Origin of the sequence: Lysinibacillus sp. NPDC093210 (assembly GCF_044753985.1) — a bacterium.
Taxonomy (GTDB): domain Bacteria; phylum Bacillota; class Bacilli; order Bacillales_A; family Planococcaceae; genus Lysinibacillus.
Map to the genome: position 1 here is coordinate 643,227 of NZ_JBIVOE010000001.1, position 26,048 is coordinate 669,274.

Here is a 26,048-nt window from a genome sequence, read left to right on the forward strand (position 1 = left end):
AGAAAGGTGTTGAGTTCATGGAATTTGATACAAAAATTAAAATTGTTTTAAAAGATGACCTTGAAATGTGGCAAAAATTGAACGTAACAGCATTCCTAATGAGTGGAATTGCGGGCACTCAAAACATTATTGGACAACCCTATTTAGATAAGGACAATGCTCAATATTTACCTATGTCACAGCAACCAGTTATGATCCATTCTTCTACTGGTGAACGTTTGAATGAGCTTTTACAAAAGGCTCTAACAAAAGATGTCGTTATTACAATTTACACTGAAGAATTGTTTAATACATATAATGACGAGGATAATCGTGCAATGGTCGCAAAATTCAAGACGAATGAACTAAATCTTGTTGGAGTCGGAATACGAGGCAAGAAAAATCATGTAGATAAATTACTAAAAGGCTATGATTTGCATAAATAAAAGAAACTAGGTCTCAGTGACTCGGAAGATAAAGTTTTTTATTTCGATATGATTAGAGCCGCATGTGACAAAGAAAATGCAATTGTATGGGTATGAAATAAAACGGTAGCCAATGCATTTTTCCACTGGCAACCGTTTATATTTAAATCAGCTATTTTCTATTTAGCAACTATTAAAACAATCGTTGATAAGAAGTTTAAAATCGGAATCTACTCATTCTGTTTCTTCCAAATACTTAAAAATTCAAAATATAAGGTCAATGCAATTATAGGAAAGAAAAAATATAAAAAGATTATGTTTTTTGATTTATTATAACACCTAGAACAATAGAACCTGTAGTCATTTTAGGTATTTACGGTATAGTTATCCATACTTTGTATCTACTTTCCCAGATTTCTGTATGAACTCTAAACTCTTTTATTTCTGCCAATCTAAATGCTAAAGAATATGCTATTTTATAATCTGGTGTATCATATCCATTATAAATTCTCCCATAAATCTCATTTGCTATTGAATCAGCCCACGTATCAGCCTCGTACATCGTATCAAAAATAACTTCTTCAACATTCCACTTAATTGTCATTTTCCCCACCCTTATCTTAAAGATTTAGTCCAGTGTACACGAAATCACAAGTTTATCGGAAGCTTTTGTGTTCATTGAGACAATTCCAAATTCTAATAGAATCCTATCACCTTTTTTCAGAATTCCACCACCTGGTTGACCTATAAACTGATAGTTTTTTAAATGGCCATGAAAATTATAGTCTGGAGCTTGAATATGTGTTTTATATGGAGGATTTATAGCGTAGAAATTAACCCTTGATCTATTTAAGGTTACTCTTACCTTTGGACCATATTTTATTCTAGCTTCTTCATTTATGACTAATCCCCATGCTATAGAGCGCTCATTAGTATTGGGATATTTAGTTGTTTAAACTGTTGCATATGTATCTCCTTTGTTTCCGTAATAATACTTTGTGCAACTTTCGTCTGCTGAAATTAGTGAAGCGAAGCAGAAAAACAAAAGAAAAGATAACAATAATATATAGTTAATTACTCTCTTACTAATCATTATATATACCTCCTTTTTTTCACAAAAATTTATGATTTTTTTCTTGCCTTCTGAAGAAAAATACTGTGAATTTTCAAATGCTTCAGTTATTAAAATGCAGGCTGTACAATAAAAGACTGAATAAATTTCTCACTCATTTACCTCATAGTTGATTTCATATATTAATTCACATGAGCACACATCCTTTCGAATAAAAATAAATTATTTTATAAAAGGTAGTATAAAATGATATAACCAAAGAGAAAAGTCTGAATTTTTTTAATACTTTGTGAACAAGTGGTGTTCCACCTATTTATTGATTTCTTACTAATGATTTGATTTTCTTTCTAATAGGGCACTTTCCATTGTTGCGGCATTAAAGAAAACAATAATCTTTCTTAACTTTGAAAGAAAATAGCTTTAAAGCGTCCAACTAGTAGCTGTATTGACTACGTAAAAAATATATTAAATTAAAAACGGTCGATAAAAAGGTATTAGCACAACCTTTTTATCGACTTTTCTTATGCTTCATCTAATTCAGATACAACTTTTTCATCGTCCGTGGTGTGCTCTCCCAGTATGGGGTGTTTGAATAGCTGTACATAAAATTGCCTCTCTGCCCTATGTCTAATTCAACGTTTCTACTTTTTTAATTCATTCCTCAGTTAGTCTATTTTAAAGACAATTTTGACTTAACTGTTTCTCTTAGTATTAATTTAACGGAATTGCTAATACATCTTGGTTTGCGTTAGGAATTGGTTGAGGATAGAAAACAACGCTTTCTCCAGTAGATTGATTTATATACTTTTCTGCATCTTTGTATTGTTGTCTTAATCGTTTTTCAAATTCTTGTAGTGTCATATCTTGGACGCTATTTAAAAATTTTTCTTTGTTTTTTTCTGGAATATACATTCTTACCCCATATTCATTACTTAAGTTTTCTAATATTTTTTTGTAAGGTATGAGTAATAGGTCAGGATCATTGTCATATGTTGACTCAGCACGATAATGAGTAGTTGAACAAAAAACAGAAACCATTAGACAAATTAGTGTTATATTTATACCTTTCCTCATTCGTTTCCTCTCCCTTATTTTATCTGTCAAAATTCCCAACTTAAAATATAATAGATTTGTTTTAACTAAATACTTCAATTAATTTGCATATCCAATGATAGTCTGTATAATCAGATGGCCAAGTTATACCATATGATTTTATACTTTGGTATGTGTAAGTGCCTGGATTACCTGTTGCACTAAAAATTTTGGAGTTCAAGTACATTGAAGAATTATATCGTAAGGCTACTTGTTGTGTAATATCTTCACTTATAGATAATGTCGAAATTAAATAGTTGCTATTTGAGTTCACATCCTTATAAGAATCTCCTAAAAACTTTTTATACTGTTCTCTTAATATATTTTCTAATTCCTCTGGACTCATATCTCTTACATTGTTATAAAACTGGTCCATCTTTTCAGGATTAATATAAAATTCTACTGCAAATTCATCAGTCAGTTTATCCAATACTTCCTGATATGGAGTAATAAACTTTTCAAGTTTTCCATCTTCACTCGCAGAAACATTGGTGATTAATGATAAGGAAATGCTTATACATAAAAAAGACGTAAACAATAACTTTACAATTTTTATCATAGTATTCCCCTACATTAGATTTACCTATATTAAAACATGAATTATCTAGTTTTCAACTTAAATATCTTACGCAAATCCTTGAATAAGTTATGATTTTTACCTACTGCTAAATACAGGGATGTCCCACCTCATTTTCTTGCTACAAAAAAAAAGCTGCATTATGCAGCTTTCTTAATTTATATTATTTTTTTCTGTATGTGTAATAGATTCGCCTTCTACATCAATATTCGGAAGAATCCTATCTAACCACTTAGGAATATACCACGCAGTTTTCCCCATGAGAGACATGACAGCAGGAACTATGGTCATTCTTACTATAAATGCATCGAAGAATACTCCAAAAGCGAGGGCCATTCCTATTGATTTAATCATCGCATCAGGATTCATCATAAATCCGAAAAATACTGCCATCATGATGAGAGCTGCAGCAGTTACTACTCCGCCACTATCTCTCATGCCATATAAAATAGCTTTCCGACTATCTCCAGAATGGATATAAATTTCTCTCATTTTACTAACTAAGAATATTTCGTAGTCCATCGCTAATCCGAATAATATTCCAATTGTAATAACAGGTAAAAATGCTAGTATTGGAGATTGTGCTGGGAAGCCAAAGAAATTGACGAAATGTCCGTCCTGCACAACGAATACCATAAATCCTAATGTTGCTCCTAAAGAAAGCAAGAAACCTAAAACAGCTTTTAACGGTACTAATAGTGATCTAAAGACCATTACTAAAAGTATATAGGCAAGCCCGACTATCAAGGATGCAAACAATGGTAGCGCATCATTCAATTGTTGTGATATATCAATGTTCATGGCCGTTGTTCCAGTTACCATTAGTTCAATACCATGTTCTTTTGTGGTTTCTTTAGATTTTTCTCTTATAAGATTTACCAAATCCTTTGTCTTTAAATCATCTGGTCCAGACTGTGGTGTAATTTGTATCATAAAGATTTTACCTGAAGGGCCTGGAATTGGCGGTGAAACAGTTTTTACATCTTTTAATTTACTTAATTCTTGAACTATCTCACCTGCAGCTAGTTGTGTTTCCTCTGTTAATTCATCTACTTTTGCGGCAACAATTAATTGTGCATTAAAGCCTTCTCCGTACGCTTCGGTAAGTAAATCATACGCTCTTCTTTCCGTCATCTCTGTTGATTTAGCTGTCCCATCAGATGGCAGACCCAAATTCATATGGAAGAATGGAATTGTAAGAATGGCAAGGAATGCAATAGCTAATAACGATACAACGACAGGGTGTTTAGTAACTAATCTCCCCCACAAGTCCGCTTTCGTTCCATCCTTTTTCTTGCTATTACCAGCAATCTTTTTGAATAATAAATTTTTCTTCGCAGGCGACAAACGATGGCCTACCATACCTAAAATTGCTGGTAACGTGATAATTGAAATAAGAACAGCTGCAAATATACTTATAGCCGCTGAAACGCCCATAAGCGTTAAGAATGGTATTTGGGCTACTGATAACCCTAGTAAACCAATAATAACAGTTAACCCCGCAAATACTACAGCACTCCCAGATGTTCCGATAGCAATTGCAATTGAATTGTTTACAGTATGCCCCTTTGCTAATTCTATTTTAAATCGTGTAATAATAAATAGTGAGTAGTCAATGCCTACCGCTAAACCTAGCATTGCTGCTAGAATTATAGAAATAGAATTTAAATCAATAAAATAAGCACCAAACATAATTCCTAATAAGCTAATACCTAAACCTAATACCGCTATAAGAATTGGTAAGCCTGCTGCAATAAATGATCCAAATGTTATGGCTAAAACAATAAAAGCAACGACTACTCCAATAACTTCATAAATTCCCTCAAACTCTATATCAGAGAAAACTATATCTCCACCTTTTATTTCTGTTTGAATACCTGCATTTCTTGTGATATTAATACTATCTAAAATATGTTCTTTCGACTTCTCTGAAACTTTATCTGCTTCTACTGCAAATGTAACTTGTGCGTAACCAATCGTTTTATCTTCATTTAGATTGTTTAGTTCTAGCGGTGATAGAACATTTGCTACGTTGGAATCTTCACTTATCTCGTTAAGAACCGCCATAATATCGCTTTGCGCATCTTCTGATTCTAGCGTTTCTTTGTCTGTTGCCTTAAATACGATGTTTAGTGAAGATTGTTTGGCAGCACCTGCAAATTCCTCTTTAATTAGTTCAGCTGCTTTGTCAGCTGGCGTATTCGGAATAGTAAGTTCTCCATTAAATGATGGTTTAAAATACAATACTAAGGCTACTAGTATAATCAGTATCCCTAAAGTACTAAAAAGAACAGATTTTTTATGTGTCGTCGACCAATTTGCTAATTTATAAAGATACTTTGCTATTGTAATCTCCTCCTGTTGAATGTGCTAAAATACGTAAATTCCTATAATGAACAACCGTGAACATATGTTCATTTTTGTTCTAAAAAAATACCCACATTAGTAAATGTGAGACATTTCTTTAAATCGTCTTTCAATACTGTGAAATGATAAAAATATTAACTGGTCAATGAGCATACCAATTTTTTCACCATTTTCTTGTGTCTTCAAAATGGTATATATTCCTTCTATAAAGTTTGCTGAAAGGACATAGAAAATAAATGGTTCTTTCACAACGCTTTTATCTTCAAAACGAGAGAATGTTTCTTTTTGAAGAATTTTATGTAGTTCATCCACAAGTTCGTCCTTAAAATTCTCATATTTAGAACCTTTACTTTTACCAAAAAGTATTAATAGTTCTTTACTGTGCCCTTTGAAAATGTCCAAAATCTTATTTTTAATTTCAATCAATTTATCATCCGGGTTAACTTCAGTCATTATGATTTTATTAATGGCAGCAAACAAATCATTATAGACGGGGTCTACTATCGAATTAAATAAATCCTCCTTGTTTTTGAAATATTTGTATACTGTACCTAATGCAATATCAGCATTACTAGCTATATTTCTAATGGATGCACTTGAATAACCCTTTTCTTTAAATTCATCCAATGCAGCTAATAAGATTCGATTTTTTATTTCCTCTTTTAAATATTGCATACGTGAACCTCCGTTCATTTTAGGACTTTTTTAGCTTATCATGCGAAAATCTATTTGTAAATTATTTTAATTATTTTTTTCAGTATACTACACAAGCTCGCAATTGCACTTCTTTCTCCTATATCATAAATTTACAAAACAACTCAATGAAACCATATTTTAATAATTGATATCGTTTACTAAAGTAATAGATAATAAAGTGGATAAAATCTATTACAAAGGAAGAAAGTAATGAAGAATCCATTAAAAAAATATTTGATAATACCAGCTTTGCTCACTACATTATTAGCTACTCCATTCAGTGCTAACGCCTCAGCGAATGATATACATATGTCATATTTATATAGCGGAAATACTAGCTCTTTCATAAAAAATATAGATATGACTCAAGGTGCGTTAAATACGGCGACACCCAGCTTTTTTGATTTAAATGCAGATGGTAGTTTGAGTGCTACGATTGATAAAAGTTTAGTCGATGCTTTACATAATAGAGGATTAAAAGTTGTGCCATTCATTTCTAATCATTGGGACCGTAAATTGGCACAAATCGCAATGACAAATCGAGAAATATTGTCTACTCAAATCGTCAATTCTGTTTTAAAAAATAATTTAGATGGCGTCGATATTGATATAGAAAATTTAAACTATACAAATAAAGAAGAGTTTACAGATTTCATCCGATTATTACGTGAAAAAATGCCTAATAATAAAACAATATCCATAGCAGTAGCTGCAAATCCATATGGGTGGACAACTGGGTGGCATGGTTCTTATGATTACATGAAACTAAGTGAGTATAGCGATTATTTAATGGTGATGGCGTATGATGAAAGCTATAATGGGGGTTCAGTTGGTCCTGTCGCAAGTTTATCATTTGTTGAAAATTCGATTAAATTTTTATTAGATAAAGGGATTAATCCCAATAAAATAGTATTAGGCCTCCCTTTTTATGGACGAATTTGGAAGGATGATGTGGAAATAGGAGGCGACGGCATTGCTAATAATGCCGTAAAATCTATTGTGAATAGCCATAATGGAACATTTCATTTTGATAATACTTCAAAATCAGCATTTGCCAAATTTACAGTAAAAAGCAGTGACTCTCCTACTTTTATCGATGGTAAAAAGCTTGTACCAGGAAATTACACGATTTGGTACGAAAATGATTTATCTTTAAAATATAAGTTAAGACTTGTAGAGAAATATCATTTAAGAGGAACAGGTAGCTGGGAGTTACCTCAAGCGGATAATGGTATTTGGAAATTTTATTCTTCTTGGGCGAATGGGGAACATAACTTTATAGATACCGAAAACCATTGGGCAGAACAGGATATTATGGCCCTTTACCAAAAAGGTTGGATTAGCGGCAAAAACGAATACACTTACGATCCAAATGGTAATTTAACAAGAGCTCAGGCTACTGCTATCCTTATTAGTGCCATCGGTTTAGACAAAACAAACGAAACTGTACCTAATTATTTCAAGGATGTGCCAGCAAATGATTGGGCAAAACGTGCTATTGAAATTGCCTATAAGTATCATATTGTGAATGGCACAAATGAGAACATTTTCGATCCAAATGCCAATATCACAAGAGCACAATTAGCAGGTATATTATCAAGAGTGTTAAATTATCCATTGCCTACAGATGAGTCCAGTTTTTATGATGTTCCAAAAGATTTTTGGGCATATGCAGATATTTTAAAATTAAGTAGTAAAGGGATTATTCAGGGAAAAGAAGATGGAGGATTTTATCCATTTGATCATGTCACGAGAGGTCAAATGGCAGCGATGGTAAACCGGGCAAGTGCAGATTTAGAAAAGTATACAGTAAAAAAATAAATCCCTTCACCATAGTTAATAATAACTCAGCTAGAAGCAGCTATTCACCAAAAACGAGGCTGTTATTAAACGATTCAATCCTAAACCTTCAAACTAATCTGTAATATTAAAGACAAGAATTTGTACTTGATGGTTTCTTACATCATAACTTGTTTATAATGTTGCACATTTTATCAAAATGTACATTACTAAATTCAATTTTAATAGTGTACATTTTTTTATTTTGTTTAACATTTCTACTAGGGTTTATTAAAATGTGTAACATTTACAATACCAAAGTTACCACTATTACAATCCAATGACTAATGGCATTAAAAAAATTTCATAAAACGAACCTGCTGTGTATTTTTATCAAATCGACTCCCACCTTTTATTTCCGAAACTGAGCACCATCTAAAATTCCTCTCATATTCTATAATTAGACCTATTTTGAGGGGGAAAAATTATGGGGATTGAATTAACTGCTCTCCATTGGATTTATGTTGTGTTTATTGTCTTAATCATTGGTTTTATGGTTAAACGTCGAGATACCACCCTCATTTGTATTCTTGGCATATTCCTACTTGCGATTGTCGCTACTGGTGATATCACTTCATCAATAAGTGGTGTTTTTAATAGCTTTATTTATGCTATTACAGAGCTGTTATCCACCATCCTAATTATTTCCATCATTGTCGCAATGAGTCGTGTGTTAATGACTTCTGGTATTAATGAAGTCATGGTTGCGCCATTTACAAAAATTATTAAAACACCGACACTTGCCTATTGGACAATTGGTATTTTAATGATGATTATTTCTTGGTTTTTCTGGCCCTCTCCTGCCGTTGCACTCTTAGGAGCTGTGCTTTTACCAGTCGCTATTCGTGCAGGCTTACCTGCTTTAGGTGTAGCGATGGCAATGAATTTATTTGGTCACGGCATTGCACTATCTAGTGATTTTGTTATTCAAGGGGCTCCGAAGCTAACTGCTGATGCTGCGGGAATTCCAGTTGGCGACGTTGTATCAGCAAGCATTCCTCTCGTCATTACGATGGGGCTTGTGACAACGATTGTTGCTTTTTACTTATTAAAACGTGATATGAAGCGTGGGACACTTCATTTTAAGACAGCGCACGAAGCAACAGATGGGATCGAGCAAGTGAAAGATGAACATTTGCTAACAAAGGGTCAAAAACGATTTTTTGCCATTCTAATTCCCATCACCTTCTTACTCGATGTTATTGCAATGTCCGTATTGAAACTACAAGGCGGTGATGCCACTGCCCTAATCGGCGGAACAGCTGTCTTTATTTTATTAATCCTCTGTCTAGTGGCACACAAAAAACAAGGATTTGAGAAATCGACCAGTTACTTAATTCAAGGATTCCAATTTGGATTTAAAGTATTTGGACCTGTCATCCCTATCGCAGCCTTCTTCTACCTTGGTGACTCAGGATTTTCCAAAATAATCGGTGACTATCTCCCTTCCGCTTCACATGGAATTGTGAATGATCTAGGCGTCGGCTTAGCCGCTGTTGTACCCTTAACGAAAGAAATTGCGGTCATTACTCTTGCAATCGTAGGTGCCATTACTGGTTTAGACGGCTCTGGTTTCTCTGGCATTTCGTTAGCCGGTTCTGTAGGTAGTTTATTCGGCAATGCTATTGGCGGAGGTACTGCAACTCTAACTGCACTCGGGCAAATTACTGGCATTTGGGTTGGCGGGGGTACACTGTCACCAATGGAAGACAAATGATAAAGAGGCTTCTAAACAAGGCAACAATTTAAAGCAATACGGAAAGAATTCGAATAAAATAAAAAAACGGCTTGAAATGATCAAGCCGGCTGTGGGTATTGCAGCATCTATGGGAGGGATTTTCTTTACTTGCCTCTACCAAGAACGTACATGGCCTTAAACTAGTAAAAAAATTAAAATAAAAAGCCCAGACTCATTGAAGTTCTGGGCTTATTTGTTGTACAGTATGCATTCCTATTAAGCACGTTAATAAATCGGTTTTAATATACCGATAGGAAGCCAAGTACATTGTTCATCTTTTGCTTCTAGGTCTTCTTTTACACATAGAAAAGCATTAATGGAATCACTCACTGAATAAACCATACTTCCTTTTGGCATTGCTTTTTTCGTTTTAGAACCTTCTAATGGATAGGTTTTCGCTTCAGAGTCTTCCGTTACTTCATAACGAACACCTGTTTTTTTAAATTTTGTATCAAGAACTTTCATATCTGAACCAGGATAATGCTTTTCACACTTCAAGCCTTTTCCAGTGTCCTCGCAATATCTCAACATTTGATCTCCATTCATATCTGTGATTGACGTATCACGCCATTCTGTAAAGAGTTTGCCATATTCTCCGCTATTACGATTGATATTGATATACGTTACATTTGCATAGAAAGATGCGCGAATTTTCATCGGTACCTCTTTAAAAACTACTAGATTTGTTGCTTGTACACGATATGGCCCCATTTGATAAAATGTTTTACCATCATATTTTTCAATTTCATACGTTTTAAAATAATTATTGCGCTTCACCACTAACGAATCAAAAGTACCATCTTCATTTTTCTTATAAATTTTAATATCTTTTGTAAACGTCATTTTCCCCGTTTGGTCTTTATGCACCTCGGCTCCATCAAACCTAATAGCCTCTGATTTTGTTGGATTCACTATCGCTAAAATAAAAGTGGCTAGCAAAACAATAAATAATTTTTTCATTATGCTCCTCCTCATCAATTTTGTAGTTAATTTCTTTACCTACTAATATCGTATTATTTTATCAATAGAATACAATAATGTCAAAAATATAATAAAATTAACTCATTTTCCCACAGCTTTTCGTTGCACAATCTTTAAAAAACATTTGAAAACCAATATCAATAATAGGCTTTAATAATATAAAATTGTTTATTTTTATATATACTTTTTCCAATTTTACCAATAAAATAGTTAATAAGGAGCGTGGATATATTCATGGATAATGTATTTTTAATTGTATCAATGTTAAGTTTTTTAGCTGTTATAGTTTTTGCAATTATGGCTATTGTTCAATTTATTAAAAAGGATGTTTCAAAAGCTAAAAAGCAAATTAAGTTTACCGGAATATCAGTAGCAGTAATGATTGTATCCTTTATTGGTTTTGGCATGACAGCAGATCCCGTTGAAATAACAGAAAAAGAAGATACACAAAAACAAGTAGAAACTGTAGCGAAAGTGGAAGAAACGCCAGAAGAAAAAGCTGCACGTGAGGCGAAGGAAGCAGAGGAAAAAGCGTTAGCAGAACAAAAAGCAAAGGAGAAAGCAGATGCACAAGCTAAAGCAGATGCAGAGGCCAAAGCTAAAGCAGAAGCTAAGGCTAAAGAGGAAAGTGTCCCACGAGAGCATAAGTCGGCGTTAAAAAAAGCAGAGTCCTATGCTAAAACGATGCATATGTCAAAGGCAGGGATTTACGATCAATTAACATCGGAATATGGGGAGAATTTCCCGGCGGATGCTGCTCAATACGCTATAGATAATATTGTATTTGATTGGAAAGAAAATGCATTGAAAAAAGCAAAATCATACGCAGATATGATGAATATGTCAAATTCTGCCATCTATGATCAATTAATATCAGAATACGGGGAAAAATTCACTAAAGAAGAAGCTCAATATGCTATTGATAATTTAGAATAAGCACAACCGCATCTAACTGTGTAAGACACAATACAAGTCACTCACCCGAGTGGCTTTTTGTAATAAGGAGATGAATCATTGAGATATATTACTGGATTAATTGGACTTATTTTAGTCTTCTTCGGCAATTTATTCATGAGCATAACCGATAGTGACATAACCATGAATATAACATTAAAGTCATTTGGGTTTATTTATTTTATAATCGGATTAAAAATTTTATTTTCTAACATAAACTTATTAAAGAAAAGTAATAACCAAGATGACGATTAAGCTATCTTGGTTATTTTAAAGCTACTCCTAAAGTTATTTAAAAGAGAGCTTTATTTATCTCCGACTAACTTTAATACATTATCAGGTAGCCAAACATAATAGTCTTTTTCCGTTACAAAGACTAATACATACCCGTTAATCATTAACCCACCTGTGACCAAAATGCTTCCCTTTTCATACATGACATCTGGTTGCGATTCTTTTAATGGAGCGTGTTTCCCTATTGTATTTTCTATTAGCTCATAACGCTTTTCTTCTCCTAGTATCGTGTCAGCAATTTTAAGATCTGTACCAAGATAACGTCTACAAGAATCGTAAGTCCCATCATTAATGTCATCGCAATATTCCACTATTTGTCCATTTGGGGTATCCTTAAAATAAATAGACAAGGAGGGCTCTTTTCTAAAGTACCTTCCATAATTTCCATTCTCACGATTTATATTAATATACGATGGATTTTGATAGAAGGAAGCACGAATTTTTAATGGGACTTCTTTGAACACTACTAAATCTGTTGCTTGTACCCGATATTGCCCCATCTGATAAAATGTTTTACCATCATATTTTTCAATATCATATGTTCTAAAGAAGTTATTTCGCTTTACTACTAACGAATCAAATGTGCCGTTTGGATTTTTCTTATATACCTTGATGTCCTTTGTAAAAGTCATTTTCCCTGTTTGACCTTTGACAACTTCTGCTCCATCATGCATTACTTTTGCTTCTGATTTTGTTGGATGAATGATTGCTACTATAAATGAAGCTAATAACACAATAAATAACTTTTTCAATCTTCTTCCCCCTTTACAGCTTTATGTTAATTTCTTCATAAACTAATATCGTAATATTTTATCAACAGAAATGAAATATGTCAAAAAAATAACAAAATTAACGTGTTTTTCCACAATATATTTTTATCCATCTACCCTTCTCGTCAATTTTCTAAACGCTATTTCACGTTGTAATATTTGAAGAAGACTACAGAAGAAAATAGTATTCACCTATACCTTTCATTGACACAATAATTATTTTAAGTTACTATTTCCTCATTAAACGTGAGAGGTTGAGGACGATGATACGTCGTTTAAGAAAACTTAAAAACGTCGCTGTGCGATTAAGCTTCTAGGTAAATAAATTTAAACTAATTACTTAGAAGCGAGGTAAGCATAATGAACAATCAACAATATAATCATTGGTCAGAAATTAAATATATTAAGGATTTAGTGACAAATCCACTCATTGAAGTTGGAGACTATTCATACTACTCGGGTTATTATGGAAATCAAAATTTTGAGGACGGGTGTGTCAGATACCTTTGGGGTGACAATAAATCTCGTGAACTATTTAATCCTATTAATGATTTTGGTTGGCATTTAGATAAACTGATTATCGGAAACTACGTTTGTATTGCAAGTGGTGTCATCATTTTAATGGGTGGTAATCATAATCACCATTCAGAATGGATAACAGTGTATCCTTTTACGGAACAAATAGAACGTTCTTATAAGCCAAAAGGAGATACGGTTATTAAAAGTGATGCCTGGATTGGAATGAATGCAATGATAATGCCTGGGGTTACTATTGGTGAGGGTGCGATTATTGCTGCAGGTTCTGTTGTATTAAAAGATGTTCCGCCTTATACGATTGTCGGAGGAAATCCAGCTAAAGAAATACGAAAACGTTTTTCAGATTTAGAAATAGATAAATTATTAGAAATGCGTTGGTTTGATTGGGAACGAGAGAAAATTGAAAAGGCTATTCCTTTATTATCAAATGGTTCCATCGATCAATTGTATGATTTCTATTTAAAGGAAATAAAAATATAATAACTACTGAAACTACATCTAATTTGGATGTAGTTTTTTTATTGATATGTATTTTTTCCATTTAGTATTGTAGAGCATCATTTTCCAGCGCTTTATATTCCATGCTTTCTCACATGTTAGCCCTATTATTTCACATACCTTATAACTTGTACCAAAAATCTTTAGACTGCGCTATTTCGCGCAATCGTCTTTATAAACCGTAATGCCACCTACTGTTAAATCCTTTAGCGTTACCTGTCTGCCATATTCCCGTGACAGAATACTTTCAATAATTGGCAACAACTTTCGTACCTTTTCTTCTGTCATTTTTACAGCCTTCATACGCACACTCCTTTTTTATCAGAATATGTCGAATAGGCTTGTCACTTTCGTTAAGACAAATTTCAAATTGGATAAATGCCAAGCGCTCCTTCTTTCTTAATCATTTTAGGGCTGTTTCTCCACAACATACAATTCCACCGATGTAATTACTGCCAGGCAATATTGAATCCCAACTAAATCCAATTTACTATCTCCATTTGATTCACTTTCTGTTAAAATGATTTTAGAAAGGAAGTGATTAAAAATAACGACAGTGGAAAAGGAGAAATTGTCTGTCGGTTTAACACAATTTATTGATTTTACAGTTAGGCAAACAATGTTAGCAAAAATGAACAAAATTACTGAAATTAAAAATCAAGGGGATTATCATCCAGTAAAAGATCATTGGAAACAATTAAGAGAACGAATTAAATTATGCTATGAGAAAAATCAATCTCTAGAAAATTTAGATTCGTTGCTGTCTGAAGTTCATGAGAGAAAAATTAATTCCTATACCCAAGCAATAAAGGCATTTAAAAAATTTACTCGTAACAAGGAAATCGAATGGTTTGATCCACCTAAATCAATGTGGACATCTAATAATGGTTTAGTTGTTCGTTCGTCTCCCGAATTAGGTTTAGTTATTGACGGCATCCCTCACTTAATAAAATTGTTTTTTAAAGGGAACACTGAAAAAATTAATGAACGGAACATTCAACCAATCCTCACTTTAATGTCAGAAGCTCAATGCAAGGACCCTACCCCATCAACTATTGTATATGCTGTGTTAAACGTTAAAACAGCTAAATTACATGTAGCTACTCAAACAAACCCAAAAATTCTTCAAGCACTTCAACTGGAAGCACAAACATACGAAAATATTTGGAGAAATTAAGCGGCTAATCCATTTCATTTTTTATTAACATTTATAATTTCACATTGCTCTCACTTCCCTGATTACACCCACTACCCAATTATAAAAATGCAAAATCCAACCTTTTTTCGTGCTTGCTGAAGGCTGAAGTTGGTGCTATTACCATACAACTGTTAATTAATTAAAGGCTAGAGCCTGAACATATAACAGGCTCTTCCCGCCATCAAAAATCATATCTGCTTTAAAATGATGAAAATTTTTATCCAAATCCGAACATCCATGTACATATAAAAGTATTATTTCTATAGATAGCAAAATATATAAAAGAAAGGAAGTTTAGAAGGAGTGAAATACTTATGAAATGCGTCATCTATGTTCGAGTCAGCACGGATGAACAGGCTAAACATGGGTTTTCAATTGCTGCGCAAATTGAAAAATTGGAAGCTTATTGTGTTTCACAAGGATGGGAAATCGTTGAGGAGCCCTACGTCGATGATGGGTATTCTGCTAAAGATTTAAATAGGCCACATTTTCAGGCTATGATTGAGCGCATTCAGCAAGGCGGTATTGATGTCCTTCTTGTATATAAGCTTGATCGCTTAACTCGCTCTGTCCCTGATCTTCATACAATATTAGCTGAATTAGATCAATACGAATGTAAATTTAAATCCGCTACAGAAGTTTACGATACGACGAATGCGATGGGACGTTTATTTATTACACTTGTTGCTGCGATTGCACAGTGGGAGCGAGAAAATACAGCAGAACGTGTGCGTTTTGGAATGGAAAAGAAAGTGAAATTAGGTCACTGGAAAGGTGGCACGCCCCCCCTCGGCTACCAAGTAGTAGATGGTGAATTAGTCATCGATGAAGCAGAGGCTCAAATTGTGAAGGATATATTTAAGTTAGCAAAATCGTTAGGGTTTTACTCCCTTGCCCATCAATTAACGAATAAAGGAATCCCCACTCGAAAAGGCGGACAATGGCATGTCGATAGTGTTCGAGATATAGCCAATAATCCGACATACGCTGGTTATTTAATGTTTAGCTCTAATCCGAAAGACATAAAAAAGCCTCCTCGTGAACGGGTACTATTTGAAGGCAATCATGAACGTATTATAGATCGCGATGAGTTTTGGGAGCTACAAGATTTGTTAGAAAAACGCAGAACCTTAGGAGGGAAACGAGAATCGAGCAATTACTATTTTTCCTCGCTATTAAAATGTGCACGATGTGGGCATGCGATGTCGGGTCACAAAGCTGGTAAGAAAAAAACGTATCGATGTTCTGGAAAGAAAGCTGGAAAAGCTTGTACCAGTCATATGATTTTAGAAAGCAATTTAGTGCAATCCATCTTTGCAAAATGGGATGACTTAGTAGGTGGACATTTTCAAAGTAATGAAGGCGATGCCACATTTCCTATGGCACAACTCATCGCATTACAACAAGAATTATCCGTTGTTCAAAAACTTTCACACAAAAAGAAGACAATGTTTGAGCACGATGTTATCGGGATTGATGAGTTAATTCATGAAAGCGAAAAGCTCCGTAACAAAGAAAAAGAGATTCAAGCAAAGCTAAAAAAATTACAGCAGCAGGATCAGCGTCAACATGTTGAAATACGGACTGTTATCCGCAATATTGATACACTATGGTTGAATGCCGATGATTACGAACGTAAACAATTAATGACCACCATCTTCGAGCAAATTATTGTTGATACAAAGGATGATTATACGAGCAGTAAACAAGCAAGAGAAATTATAATTGTTGCAGCTAAATAATATGTCTTTTATTGGTGGCGGTACACTTATACCATGGGCGCTCATTCCCGCTGCTGCTATTTGTAACGTAAGCCCATTTGAGCTTGCACGGCGCAATTTATTGCCAGTAGCGATAGGACTTCTTGTAACGACCATTGTTGCGTTATTTTTAATTTAATTTCATCTGAGAATAAAATAAAAACTGATTATATGTTTTTCGACACAAGGCGTCAAGGTTCAACTTGATGCCTTTTATTCTGTTAATTGGCGCATTGGGCTACAACCCCCCTGTGCCGAATTAGCCGCAACAACCGCATGTAACCGTTGCTGTCTACAGTGTGCCTTCACGGTAAATCCCCGTAACGGAAATCAACAGCCATTCACCTTACATAATTCTCCTTAGTAAAAAATATTGATTTCATCTAAATCGCCTTGTTACTTAACAAATGAATAATATTATCATATTCATATAATAATTTCATTAGCTTTTTACTGTACATCTGTTTAAAAATATATTATATTTTTTGATAATGTTCTCACATTGATAACATTTGATTTTTTCCATTGATACCATCTCTTTTCTTCAGATAGGGGGCTCGATTAATGCTTAATAAAGCGGAGGTTTTAATGCATCCTGTAAGAATGAAAATTTTACAGGCACTGATGCATAATACAGAAGAAGGTTTAAGTACGTTAGAGATGATTTCTTTAATTAAAGATGTACCGCAAGCTACATTATATCGCCATATTCAAATATTAATGGATGAAAACATTATTAAAATTGTGAAAGAACGCAAAGTACGTTCTGTCACGGAAAAATTTTATGCTTTAAATGAGGGAGCAGCAAAAATAGATGCGGAGGAGTGGTCCAAGCTTACGAAAAAGCAAAAGCTAAACTATATTTCTTACTATCAATTAGCACTACTGTCTCAATATCAAAATTACTTAAACTTATTTGAAGAAGATTGCGTCGAGGATCAAGCTACTTTTTCATTACTCGACTTATCTTTAACAAAGGAACAGTTTAACAACTTTCAAAATGATTTAAATGATTTATTAACGAGATACTATAATATGTCCGATTCAAGCAATAAAACGGAAACAAAAACGATCGCATTAAATATTATTCCAAAATCTTAAGTAACAATTTTTAGGTACGATCACTGGATTTAAATTGTAAAGAAATGGAGAAGATTTATGAAAAAAGGCAAGTCAGTTGAAAATATAAGAAAATTTATCATGATTATTATAGGCGCAGTCATCGCAGCATATGGACTTGAAGCGGTATTAATACCGAACAATGTCATTGATGGTGGCGTAACAGGTATTAGTATTATGGGTGCCCATTTATTCGGAATTCCGTTAGGGGTGCTACTCTTTGTACTTAATATCCCATTTATTTATATTGGCTACAAACAAGTAGGAAAAACTTTTGCATTAATGAGTAGTACTGGGATAGCGGCTTTATCGATTTCCACAGTTCTATTACATGATGTTAAAACAATTTTAGGTCCAAACGATCCTTTATTAATTGTCTTATCAGGTGGTATGTTACTTGGAATTGGAATAGGAATTGTCTTACGAAACGGTGGTGCATTAGATGGCTCTGAAGTGTTAGCCGTACTATTATCACGTAAAATTCCGTTTTCAGTCGGAGATATTATATTATTTATTAATGCCTTTATTTTCTTAGGGGCAAGCTTTATTTTCGGATTAGAAAGTGCATTATATTCAGCTTTAACGTACTATATTGCGAAAAACGTTATTGATATTATTCAAGTAGGTTTAGAAAAATCAAAAGATGTACGTGTTGTCAGTGCAAAATCTGAGGAAATTGGTGATGCCATTCAAGCTCGTTTAGGACGTGGTGTTACTTATACACAAGGGCGTGGCGGATTTTCAAACGAACCAACTGAAATTTTAAACTGTGTTATTAACCGTATGGAAGAAAATAAGCTTGTGACAATTATTAAAGATATTGATAGCGGTGCTTTTGTTGTTATTTCTGATGTTTCAGAAGTTCGCGGTGGTAATTTCAAAAAACGTGATATTCACTAATACTAGAAGTAAGCAAGTATCATTACTTGCTTACTTCTTTTTATTTACCGTATTTGTTGGAGTTCGCTATTATTTTTTTCATATTTTATTCCGTTTATTAGACAGATTGCTCCTACTAGTACAACAGCAGATGCACCTATTAGCGCATATTGATAACTGTTTGTATAGTTGGCCAATATTCCTGCTAGTGAAGGTCCAAGCAATTGCCCTAGTGCATAGCCTGCTGTTAAAACACCTAATATTTTATGACTATTTAAAGGGACAATCTGCTTTGCTAAAGTAGTTGCAACCGTTGTAATCCCCATAAATGTCGCACCGAATATAAAAGCACTTGTATAAATTGTAAAAGTGTTAGTGGACAATGCTGGTAACACAATCCCTAATGACTGCAATAACATAGCTATAAATAATGTCATGACATAACCCCAACGCTGTGCGAGTTTTGACCAAATAAAACAAGATGGAATGGCTGCAATCCCAACGACAAACCATACAAAGACTGCATCGCCCTGAAAGCTTGTTGATTCTTTTGCGATGGATACAATGAAAGTTCCAGTAATAATATAGCCGAGCCCTTCTAGACTATAGGCAAGTACTAGCCATTTTATCCAACTTGTCGGTAGGGATGTCCGTATTACAGTAGCTTCACTAGGTTCCTGTTGTGTGTTAGGTATAATCGGCTTTATAAAAAATACAATAAATATTAGTAAGATACTACTAAAAAACGCTAAGGCAATCCAAGTGCCATACCAGTTAAATAAAGCATGTATTGGTGATACAATTAAAGCACTTAATGCAATACCTATCCCCACACCACTATAAAAAATACCTGATAAGTGTGATTTCCTGCTATTAGCTAATTGATCAAGCACTAGACTTGCAGCAACAACAAAAATAAAGGCACTCATAATACCAGAAATAAACCGAAGCACATACCAAACAGAAATCGCCTCAGTGCACCCCATTAAACCAGTTGTTACAATACTCATAACTAAAGCTAGTTGTAAGAAGGGAATCCGTTTCTTTTGTATTTGTAGACGCCCAACAATAATTGCACCTACAAAATAGCCTACATAGTTGCTCGTAGCTAAAAAACCTGCAGTCGCTCGACTAAATGCAAAAGCTTCTTGCATGTACGGTAAAATGACCGTATACGAAAAACGACTAATGCCCATTGCAACGATGAATGCAAATACTCCCCCTATTAAATAATGAATTGTTTGCTTGTTCATATTTCCCCTCCCTCTCACATTCACTATAACGAATATTTTGGTATCACAAATAGAGCGGATTATTTATAATAGATATCAAATAAATTGATAGCTGGAGGGAATATCTTGAATTTTAATGATTTATTTATTTTTAGGACAGTCGTACAAGCAGGGAGTTTTTCTAAAGCAGCCGCAGAACTCAATTACTCACAATCTAATATTTCAATGAAAATACAAAATCTAGAAGAATTATATAATGTAACATTTTTTTATCGTGGGCATCGTGGGATTCGTTTGACACCTAAAGGAGAACAATTTTATGAAATCTTATTAAAAATGTTACATCTGTATGATAAATCCTTTGAAATGCTCCATGATACGGGAGAACAAAAAGGTATTTTGCGTATTGGTTCAATGGAAACTACTGCTGCTCTACATTTACCAACACTCTTAACTAATTTTCATAAGTCATATGCACAGATAGAGTTAACAATCTTAACGAGTACATCGACGGAGAATATTAAACGATTAGAAAATTATGAGCTGGACGGTGCATTTGTTACAGGGCCTGTTTATAAAGAGCATATTTTAGCAAAGGAATTTATTAATGAGGAGCTTGTTATCATTTCGTCAAACGCGCATAAACGAATTGAAAAATTGCGCGATATAGAAAATTGCACACTTATTACTTTCCGCCACGGCTGCTCTTATCGGTCTATTTTAGAACATTGGTTACATGAAGACGGTGTGCAACCACAGAAAAGAATGGAGTTTGGAACACTTGATGGAATTATAGGCTGTGTAGCTGCCGGACTTGGGGTAACTCTCCTGCCACGTGCAATCGCAGAAAAATATTTGGCTACGCAACCTCTCGCCATTCATGTATTGGCAACAAAGCAAACACAAATCCCTACTTGGTTCATTTATCGTCAGGATGATTTTCAACCACCTGCACTAACATATTTCATTGATTCGATTGGAGCGTACCAACAGCTTAGACAGCTGTAAAAATTGCCTTTAAAGACCGATAAGTAAGAGATGCAACTTTTATTTTCAATAGGCTAAGCTTCTTTACAAACATAATGCGGTCTTAGCTAAACGAAATCATTTCCCAAGGCTCTTTCACGACAAGCAAAGCAGAAAAAGCTATACTAAATATAGTGATGAAACATTTTGAATTTACGTTATGAAGGAGAACTAAATGGACTTATTTATAGCTAGTGATCGCCAATTGCCAATCCGTTATTATGTAAATGAAGCGATTTGGATTCGCCGTGGTTGTTTTTCACCACCGCAATTAACATTGCCCTTTTTTGTGGAGGTTGAAATTAAAAACAACGACAATTTGCCAATTATTACTCAATATATTCGAGAATTCCAATGTCAATATAAGTACACTGAAATGCAAATTTTAATTAAGGATAAAACTATATTTGCTGAAATGCATGATATGCTCACTGACCAGTTACTGTGTAATCACATGGTTTCCATACACCCACTATTCCCTAAGTAATCATTTACTGCATCGAGTAAGTTAATTTTGAAAGTTCATGGTCATTAATTACAAATGGTACTTCAGATAGTTCAACCCAAATTCGAGTACACGATTCATGTTCTCGGAGAAAAGGTAAGCATTCAAGAACATCCATTCTAAAAAATGCCTGGTAACCAATGACAGGATATTTACCTTTTGAATTAAACGATGGATTTTCTTTATGGCTCACTTCGATTGAACCTATGTATTGGATTGTTCCCTTTATATATCCCTCTTCATAGGACTCACGAAGTATAGCTTCTTCTATGTTCTCCCCCGTTTCTACGTGACCACCTGGATAATTAAAACCACGATGTTTTATATGAGCTAACAATACCTTCCCATCTTTCATACACACGGCATGAACACTTGTCACAATTAATGAATTAGTTAATTTCATTCGAGGCATCCAAGTTAATTTTACTTTGCCTCCATCCCAGTCAACAATAAAAGTCTGCATGTATCTCCCCCGCTTTGTATATTTATTTTTTAATAAATATCGTTATATTTCCTTTCTATACCCTTTCACAAATCCCGCTTACTCAGCAATCTACTTTTCGTTAGCTAAATAGTAGCAAAAAGTCTTCTATTTAATTTTGAAAAAGCGTTTTGGATTTCATCAAATTACAATCATTTTGAGAAACATTAAATTATCCTTCTCTAAATATGCATACAATTGGCTTAAAAAGAATAGAAACCTAATAGAGAGATAATGCAAAATTTAGCAAATGAAAAATAAAGTGGGGTGTAGAAGAAATGATTGAAATAAGTGATGCAAAAGAATTAGTACTCGGAATTGTGCAGCATGATCCATTGTTTGTCGTTCTACAACATACACCATTAGAAGATACACTTTATGGTGATGCCTATTTAACACACATCCATGAAAAAAAATATTATAGTATTTCAGAAGTTGCAGGTTGGTTTGAAATAACGGATGCTATGCTACGTTACTACATTAAACCTTTTGACCAGTATATTTTTGATAGCGCCTCTAATCATCAAATCACGAATATTCGGTTGGACCTCCCTGCCATTTTACGACTTCGTATGATACTACTTTTAAAGGACGAATACCGTGTAAAGGGCTTAAAACTTCTTCTAGGAATTGACGATAGCGGTCAGCAAATTAAACATCAAATTACTGCTACCACTCTTGCTTCATCAGATGATTTAGCCCATAAAGTCGATGTTTTAGGAAGTGTCCTACAGCAAATGATACAAACCGGTTTATTTCATATGGAACCTAATGAAAAGCAAGGCACATTGCACATTACGATTAACGAAGATTTTTTAGCTCAAAATGTTCTTTCTTCCGAATCGAGCCGCAAAATCGAAGACATCCAAAATGAAACAAATGAACTGAAACATATAAATGAAAATCTCCAAAAGCAAATGCTAGAGTTACAAGAAGGTAGCGTAAAGGATATCGTAAAAAAAATCCGTGAACGCCATATTGAAAATGAAATCGTTTCAACACTACGCACCGAAGCACTGCAACAATTTTCACTAGAGAATAAAGCTGGATTTTTCGCAAAAATTTTTAGGTCCTCACAAATTGAAATGGAAAAAGAGCAGTTTGTTTTCAGTTATATTTCCCAGCATTTAGAAGAACGCTTGGAAGCAGCACTCAATACGTATTACGGTGCCTGACACACAAACAATTCTGAATTGTTTGTGTGTCAGGCACCTCAAAGGAGTTGGTTTTTTTTGAAAGAATATGCGATTATTTTAAAAGCTGTCGAAAAACGTTTTCATCATAAACAAGTCATTGCACCACTTTCCTTCGACATTCCAACAGGTCAGTTAATTGGCTTACTTGGTCCTTCTGGTTGTGGGAAAACGACATTGATAAAATTAATAATGGGAATGCTACAGCCTGATAATGGTACTATTCATGTATTTGAGTACACCGTTCCCCACAAGCAATTGTTAATGGATATAGGGTACATGGCGCAATCTGATGCTCTTTATACAGATTTAACAGGTGCCGAAAATCTACATTTTTTTGCAAAACTTTATCGATTATCAAAAAAAGAACGGCTTGATCGCGTAGCGTACGCTGCAAATCTTGTTCGTTTAACTGACGAATTAAATAATAAAGTAATGAATTATTCAGGGGGGATGAAAAGGAGGTTATCACTGGCAATTGCCCTTATTCAAAATCCAAAGCTATTAATTTTGGATGAACCTACAGTCGGGATTGATCCTGTATTGAAACAAGAAATTTGGCAGGAGCTTATTCGTCTAAAAGAGCAAGAACATAAAACTATTTTAGTGACTACACATGCAATGGACGAGGCTGAACGCTGTGATCAATTAGCCATACTACGTAGCGGCCACATTCTAGCACAAGGTACACCGCTAGAGTTGAAAACAAAATATAAAGCAAAAGATTTTGATGAAGTGTTTTTAAAAGCTGGGGGTACTATACTATGAGAATTGGCGCATTAATTTCAAGAATAATTCAGCAAATGCGACGCGATAAACGTACACTTGCACTGCTATTTCTTGCCCCCCTCCTCGTGCTTTCATTAATGTATTTTATATTTAATAGTAATGAGCCAGTTATAACACTTGTTGTCTCAAATATTCCTACAGAGCTTATTGAAAAACTGGATACTGTGGATTTTGAAATTATAGAAAACAATGATTTTACTATAGCCAAACTAAAGGAACATAAATATGATGGTTGGTTAGCACTTCACAACAATCAAATAAAGCTCAACTTATTAAATGATGATCCTACTACTGCTAAAGCCGTTAAGATAAAATTGTCACAAGCATTACAACCTGAGCAAGCTTCTAATATGACGATTACAACCGACTATGTATATGGTGACAAAGATACGGCTATTTTTGATATTTTCAGCCCAATGCTTATCGGCTTCTTTGTTTTCTTTTTTGTTTTTTTAATTACTGGTATTGCCTTATTAAAGGAACGCACTTCAGGAACACTAGAGCGATTATTAGCAACTCCAATTAAACGTTCAGAAATTGTCGCAGGTTATCTGATTGGTTACGGATTGTTTGCCTTTATGCAGACAATTATTATTGTCCTATTTGGAATTTATATCCTCGGTATCGTCCATGTTGGTTCTATTTGGCTCGTGTTCCTTATTAATATTTTAATTGCACTTGTATCATTATCATTAGGCGCACTTTTATCTAGCTTCGCTGCATCAGAGTTTCAAATGATGCAATTTATACCAATAGTTATTGTGCCACAAGTATTTTTTTCTGGTATTTTCCCACTTGACAATATGGTGGAATGGTTACAAAGCATTGGTCACATCATGCCATTGTATTATGCAGCTGATGCATTAAATGGCGTTATGTACAAAGGATATTCCTTTAATGAAATTGTAGTAAATTTAGTGATTCTAGCTTGCTTTGCTATTGTCTTTATTATGTTAAATATTATTAGCTTAAAAAAATATCGTTCATTATAGCTTTCTAAAAAGTTCTGCACGCAAAATCATTGGCAGAGCTTTTATTTTTTACTCAAGTATTATTCTACAAAAATAGAAAAATGATCCATATTATAAAAGCAATTCACGGCATTTTAATTTATAATATTCTTATAAGACTTTATAGGTTTATCACTAACAAAAAAGGTGTGTACGAATGAATACGATAATGGAAATACAAAACATTTCTAAACAATATAAAGCTAAGAAAGTTTTAGACAACATTTCATTCTCCATTTATACTAAAGAAATTGTGGCACTTGTAGGGAAAAATGGTTCAGGAAAAAGTACGCTACTCAAAATTATTGGGGGCTTAGTGGATCCAGATATCGGTGAAGTGAACAAACATGTACAATCTTTAAAAATTGGTTACGTACCCGAAGTCATTCCTTCTCATCTATTTTTTACACCAGAAGAGTATCTTTTTCATATGGGTAAAATTAGTGGCATACAAAAAAATGCATTACTACAAAAAATAACTGACTTACTCGAGATTTTTAATATGCAAGAAGCGCGTACCACAAGTATGATTAATTTTTCAAAAGGTATGAAGCAAAAAATGATGATCATGCAGGCGATGCTTGAAGAAACACATCTTCTCATCTTGGATGAACCCCTATCTGGACTTGATCCTCGCGCCCAAAATGAATTAGAAAATACCCTTTTGTCCTTAAAAGAAAACGGCTACAGTATCATTTTAACTTGTCATGAAACAAAATTATTAGATAATCTTGTGGATCGGGTCTTATTCATTCAAGGTGGCCATGTAATGCAAATGGAGGCATTAACAAAAACCGCTATTCCAAGCAATCAATTAGTTTTTGAGTATCCCAGTCAATGGTCGCTTGAAGATTTCCTTCCCCTTATCCAAATCAAACAAATGCGCACAATTAATAATGGAAATCAAGAGGTAACCGTAACTGTTAGTCAAGAGAATACAGATAAGATCTTACTGGCATTACTCCAGCGCAAGGCTACCATTAAACAGCTCTTCCCTCTAAATCATAAAAAGGACCAATTTTACAACCATTTCTAGG

Annotated in this window: 27 protein-coding genes; 16 read left to right on the forward strand and 11 right to left on the reverse strand. The window is 34.1% G+C overall.

Features of this window, described 5'->3' with window-relative positions; translation table 11 throughout:
- Nucleotides 1-17: 17 nt before the first annotated feature.
- The gene (locus ACIP9C_RS03150) at nt 18-425 is read left to right on the forward strand and encodes a DUF2000 family protein (protein ID WP_401008535.1); all 408 of its coding nucleotides are present in this window, start codon (nt 18-20) and stop codon (nt 423-425) included.
- A gap of 352 nt (nt 426-777) precedes the next feature.
- Here the strand turns inward: ACIP9C_RS03150 and ACIP9C_RS03155 are convergent, their stop codons facing one another.
- The 6 genes from ACIP9C_RS03155 to ACIP9C_RS03180 form a co-directional block, all read right to left on the reverse strand.
- Nucleotides 778-1,008: a hypothetical protein gene (locus ACIP9C_RS03155; protein WP_401008537.1), complete on the reverse strand. Its 231-nt coding sequence runs from the start codon at nt 1,006-1,008 to the stop codon at nt 778-780.
- 348 nt (nt 1,009-1,356) lie between these two features.
- On the reverse strand, nt 1,357-1,497 hold the full coding sequence (locus tag ACIP9C_RS03160; RefSeq protein WP_401008539.1) for a hypothetical protein: 141 nt from the start codon (nt 1,495-1,497) through the stop codon (nt 1,357-1,359).
- A gap of 690 nt (nt 1,498-2,187) precedes the next feature.
- Nucleotides 2,188-2,550 (reverse strand): hypothetical protein, encoded by a 363-nt coding sequence (locus ACIP9C_RS03165; protein WP_401008541.1) that lies wholly within the window; start codon nt 2,548-2,550, stop codon nt 2,188-2,190.
- Nucleotides 2,551-2,611: 61 nt separating this feature from the next.
- Nucleotides 2,612-3,127 carry a hypothetical protein gene (locus ACIP9C_RS03170; RefSeq protein WP_401008543.1) on the reverse strand — a complete coding sequence of 172 codons (516 nt, stop codon included), beginning with the start codon at nt 3,125-3,127 and terminating at the stop codon, nt 2,612-2,614.
- A gap of 171 nt (nt 3,128-3,298) precedes the next feature.
- Nucleotides 3,299-5,389, reverse strand: coding sequence for an MMPL family transporter (locus ACIP9C_RS03175; RefSeq protein WP_401008545.1), 2,091 nt, complete (start codon nt 5,387-5,389; stop codon nt 3,299-3,301).
- 198 nt (nt 5,390-5,587) lie between these two features.
- On the reverse strand, nt 5,588-6,187 hold the full coding sequence (locus ACIP9C_RS03180) for a TetR/AcrR family transcriptional regulator (protein ID WP_401008547.1): 600 nt from the start codon (nt 6,185-6,187) through the stop codon (nt 5,588-5,590).
- Between the two features lie 231 nt (nt 6,188-6,418).
- On the opposite strand from ACIP9C_RS03180, the gene ACIP9C_RS03185 reads away from it, so the two are divergent.
- Nucleotides 6,419-8,029 carry a glycosyl hydrolase family 18 protein gene (locus tag ACIP9C_RS03185; RefSeq protein WP_401008548.1) on the forward strand — a complete coding sequence of 537 codons (1,611 nt, stop codon included), beginning with the start codon at nt 6,419-6,421 and terminating at the stop codon, nt 8,027-8,029.
- Between the two features lie 445 nt (nt 8,030-8,474).
- Nucleotides 8,475-9,764: a hypothetical protein gene (locus tag ACIP9C_RS03190; protein WP_401008550.1), complete on the forward strand. Its 1,290-nt coding sequence runs from the start codon at nt 8,475-8,477 to the stop codon at nt 9,762-9,764.
- A 246-nt stretch (nt 9,765-10,010) separates the two neighbouring features.
- Here the strand turns inward: ACIP9C_RS03190 and ACIP9C_RS03195 are convergent, their stop codons facing one another.
- Complete coding sequence (locus tag ACIP9C_RS03195; protein ID WP_401008551.1) at nt 10,011-10,745, reverse strand: hypothetical protein; 735 nt, start codon at nt 10,743-10,745, stop codon at nt 10,011-10,013.
- A gap of 399 nt (nt 10,746-11,144) precedes the next feature.
- Between ACIP9C_RS03195 and ACIP9C_RS03200 the strand changes: the two genes are divergently transcribed.
- Nucleotides 11,145-11,702, forward strand: coding sequence for an Ltp family lipoprotein (locus ACIP9C_RS03200; RefSeq protein WP_401009170.1), 558 nt, complete (start codon nt 11,145-11,147; stop codon nt 11,700-11,702).
- Nucleotides 11,703-12,025: 323 nt separating this feature from the next.
- Here the strand turns inward: ACIP9C_RS03200 and ACIP9C_RS03205 are convergent, their stop codons facing one another.
- Nucleotides 12,026-12,766, reverse strand: a complete 741-nt coding sequence (locus ACIP9C_RS03205) for a hypothetical protein (RefSeq protein ID WP_401008553.1) — start codon at nt 12,764-12,766, stop codon at nt 12,026-12,028.
- A gap of 378 nt (nt 12,767-13,144) precedes the next feature.
- Between ACIP9C_RS03205 and ACIP9C_RS03210 the strand changes: the two genes are divergently transcribed.
- Entirely contained in the window at nt 13,145-13,801 is a 657-nt protein-coding gene (locus ACIP9C_RS03210) for a CatB-related O-acetyltransferase (protein WP_401008555.1), read from the forward strand.
- 171 nt (nt 13,802-13,972) lie between these two features.
- Here ACIP9C_RS03210 and ACIP9C_RS03215 read toward each other — a convergent pair whose 3' ends face one another.
- Nucleotides 13,973-14,122, reverse strand: a complete 150-nt coding sequence (locus ACIP9C_RS03215; RefSeq protein WP_173478347.1) for a hypothetical protein — start codon at nt 14,120-14,122, stop codon at nt 13,973-13,975.
- A 268-nt stretch (nt 14,123-14,390) separates the two neighbouring features.
- Between ACIP9C_RS03215 and ACIP9C_RS03220 the strand changes: the two genes are divergently transcribed.
- The 5 genes from ACIP9C_RS03220 (at nt 14,391) to ACIP9C_RS03240 (ending at nt 18,796) form a co-directional block, all read left to right on the forward strand.
- A complete protein-coding gene (locus ACIP9C_RS03220) occupies nt 14,391-14,996 on the forward strand; it encodes a hypothetical protein (RefSeq protein WP_401008558.1) in 606 nt (201 codons plus the stop codon).
- Between the two features lie 335 nt (nt 14,997-15,331).
- A complete protein-coding gene (locus ACIP9C_RS03225; RefSeq protein ID WP_401008560.1) occupies nt 15,332-16,759 on the forward strand; it encodes a recombinase family protein in 1,428 nt (475 codons plus the stop codon).
- Entirely contained in the window at nt 16,743-16,916 is a 174-nt protein-coding gene (locus ACIP9C_RS03230) for a hypothetical protein (protein WP_401009183.1), read from the forward strand. The genes ACIP9C_RS03225 and ACIP9C_RS03230 overlap by 17 nt, the downstream gene beginning before the upstream one ends.
- A gap of 425 nt (nt 16,917-17,341) precedes the next feature.
- Nucleotides 17,342-17,878: a helix-turn-helix domain-containing protein gene (locus ACIP9C_RS03235; RefSeq protein ID WP_401008562.1), complete on the forward strand. Its 537-nt coding sequence runs from the start codon at nt 17,342-17,344 to the stop codon at nt 17,876-17,878.
- 57 nt (nt 17,879-17,935) lie between these two features.
- A complete protein-coding gene (locus ACIP9C_RS03240; RefSeq protein WP_139859914.1) occupies nt 17,936-18,796 on the forward strand; it encodes a YitT family protein in 861 nt (286 codons plus the stop codon).
- A 44-nt stretch (nt 18,797-18,840) separates the two neighbouring features.
- On the opposite strand, the gene ACIP9C_RS03245 is transcribed toward ACIP9C_RS03240, so the two are convergent.
- Nucleotides 18,841-20,028 carry a YbfB/YjiJ family MFS transporter gene (locus tag ACIP9C_RS03245; protein WP_401008565.1) on the reverse strand — a complete coding sequence of 396 codons (1,188 nt, stop codon included), beginning with the start codon at nt 20,026-20,028 and terminating at the stop codon, nt 18,841-18,843.
- 105 nt (nt 20,029-20,133) lie between these two features.
- Here ACIP9C_RS03245 and ACIP9C_RS03250 point away from each other — a divergent pair, with 105 nt between their 5' ends.
- Nucleotides 20,134-21,015 carry a LysR family transcriptional regulator gene (locus ACIP9C_RS03250; protein ID WP_401008567.1) on the forward strand — a complete coding sequence of 294 codons (882 nt, stop codon included), beginning with the start codon at nt 20,134-20,136 and terminating at the stop codon, nt 21,013-21,015.
- Between the two features lie 193 nt (nt 21,016-21,208).
- Nucleotides 21,209-21,520, forward strand: a complete 312-nt coding sequence (locus tag ACIP9C_RS03255) for a hypothetical protein (protein WP_401008569.1) — start codon at nt 21,209-21,211, stop codon at nt 21,518-21,520.
- A gap of 4 nt (nt 21,521-21,524) precedes the next feature.
- Here ACIP9C_RS03255 and ACIP9C_RS03260 read toward each other — a convergent pair whose 3' ends face one another.
- Nucleotides 21,525-22,001, reverse strand: a complete 477-nt coding sequence (locus ACIP9C_RS03260; protein WP_401008571.1) for an NUDIX domain-containing protein — start codon at nt 21,999-22,001, stop codon at nt 21,525-21,527.
- A 296-nt stretch (nt 22,002-22,297) separates the two neighbouring features.
- Here ACIP9C_RS03260 and ACIP9C_RS03265 point away from each other — a divergent pair, with 296 nt between their 5' ends.
- From ACIP9C_RS03265 to ACIP9C_RS03280, 4 genes are all read left to right on the forward strand, one after another.
- Nucleotides 22,298-23,194 carry a hypothetical protein gene (locus ACIP9C_RS03265; protein WP_401008573.1) on the forward strand — a complete coding sequence of 299 codons (897 nt, stop codon included), beginning with the start codon at nt 22,298-22,300 and terminating at the stop codon, nt 23,192-23,194.
- Nucleotides 23,195-23,251: 57 nt separating this feature from the next.
- Complete coding sequence (locus ACIP9C_RS03270) at nt 23,252-23,980, forward strand: ABC transporter ATP-binding protein (protein ID WP_401008575.1); 729 nt, start codon at nt 23,252-23,254, stop codon at nt 23,978-23,980.
- On the forward strand, nt 23,977-24,993 hold the full coding sequence (locus tag ACIP9C_RS03275) for an ABC transporter permease (protein ID WP_401008577.1): 1,017 nt from the start codon (nt 23,977-23,979) through the stop codon (nt 24,991-24,993). The genes ACIP9C_RS03270 and ACIP9C_RS03275 overlap by 4 nt, the downstream gene beginning before the upstream one ends.
- A 175-nt stretch (nt 24,994-25,168) precedes the next feature.
- Nucleotides 25,169-26,047 carry an ABC transporter ATP-binding protein gene (locus ACIP9C_RS03280; protein WP_401008579.1) on the forward strand — a complete coding sequence of 293 codons (879 nt, stop codon included), beginning with the start codon at nt 25,169-25,171 and terminating at the stop codon, nt 26,045-26,047.
- The last annotated feature ends 1 nt before the right edge of the window (nt 26,048 follow it).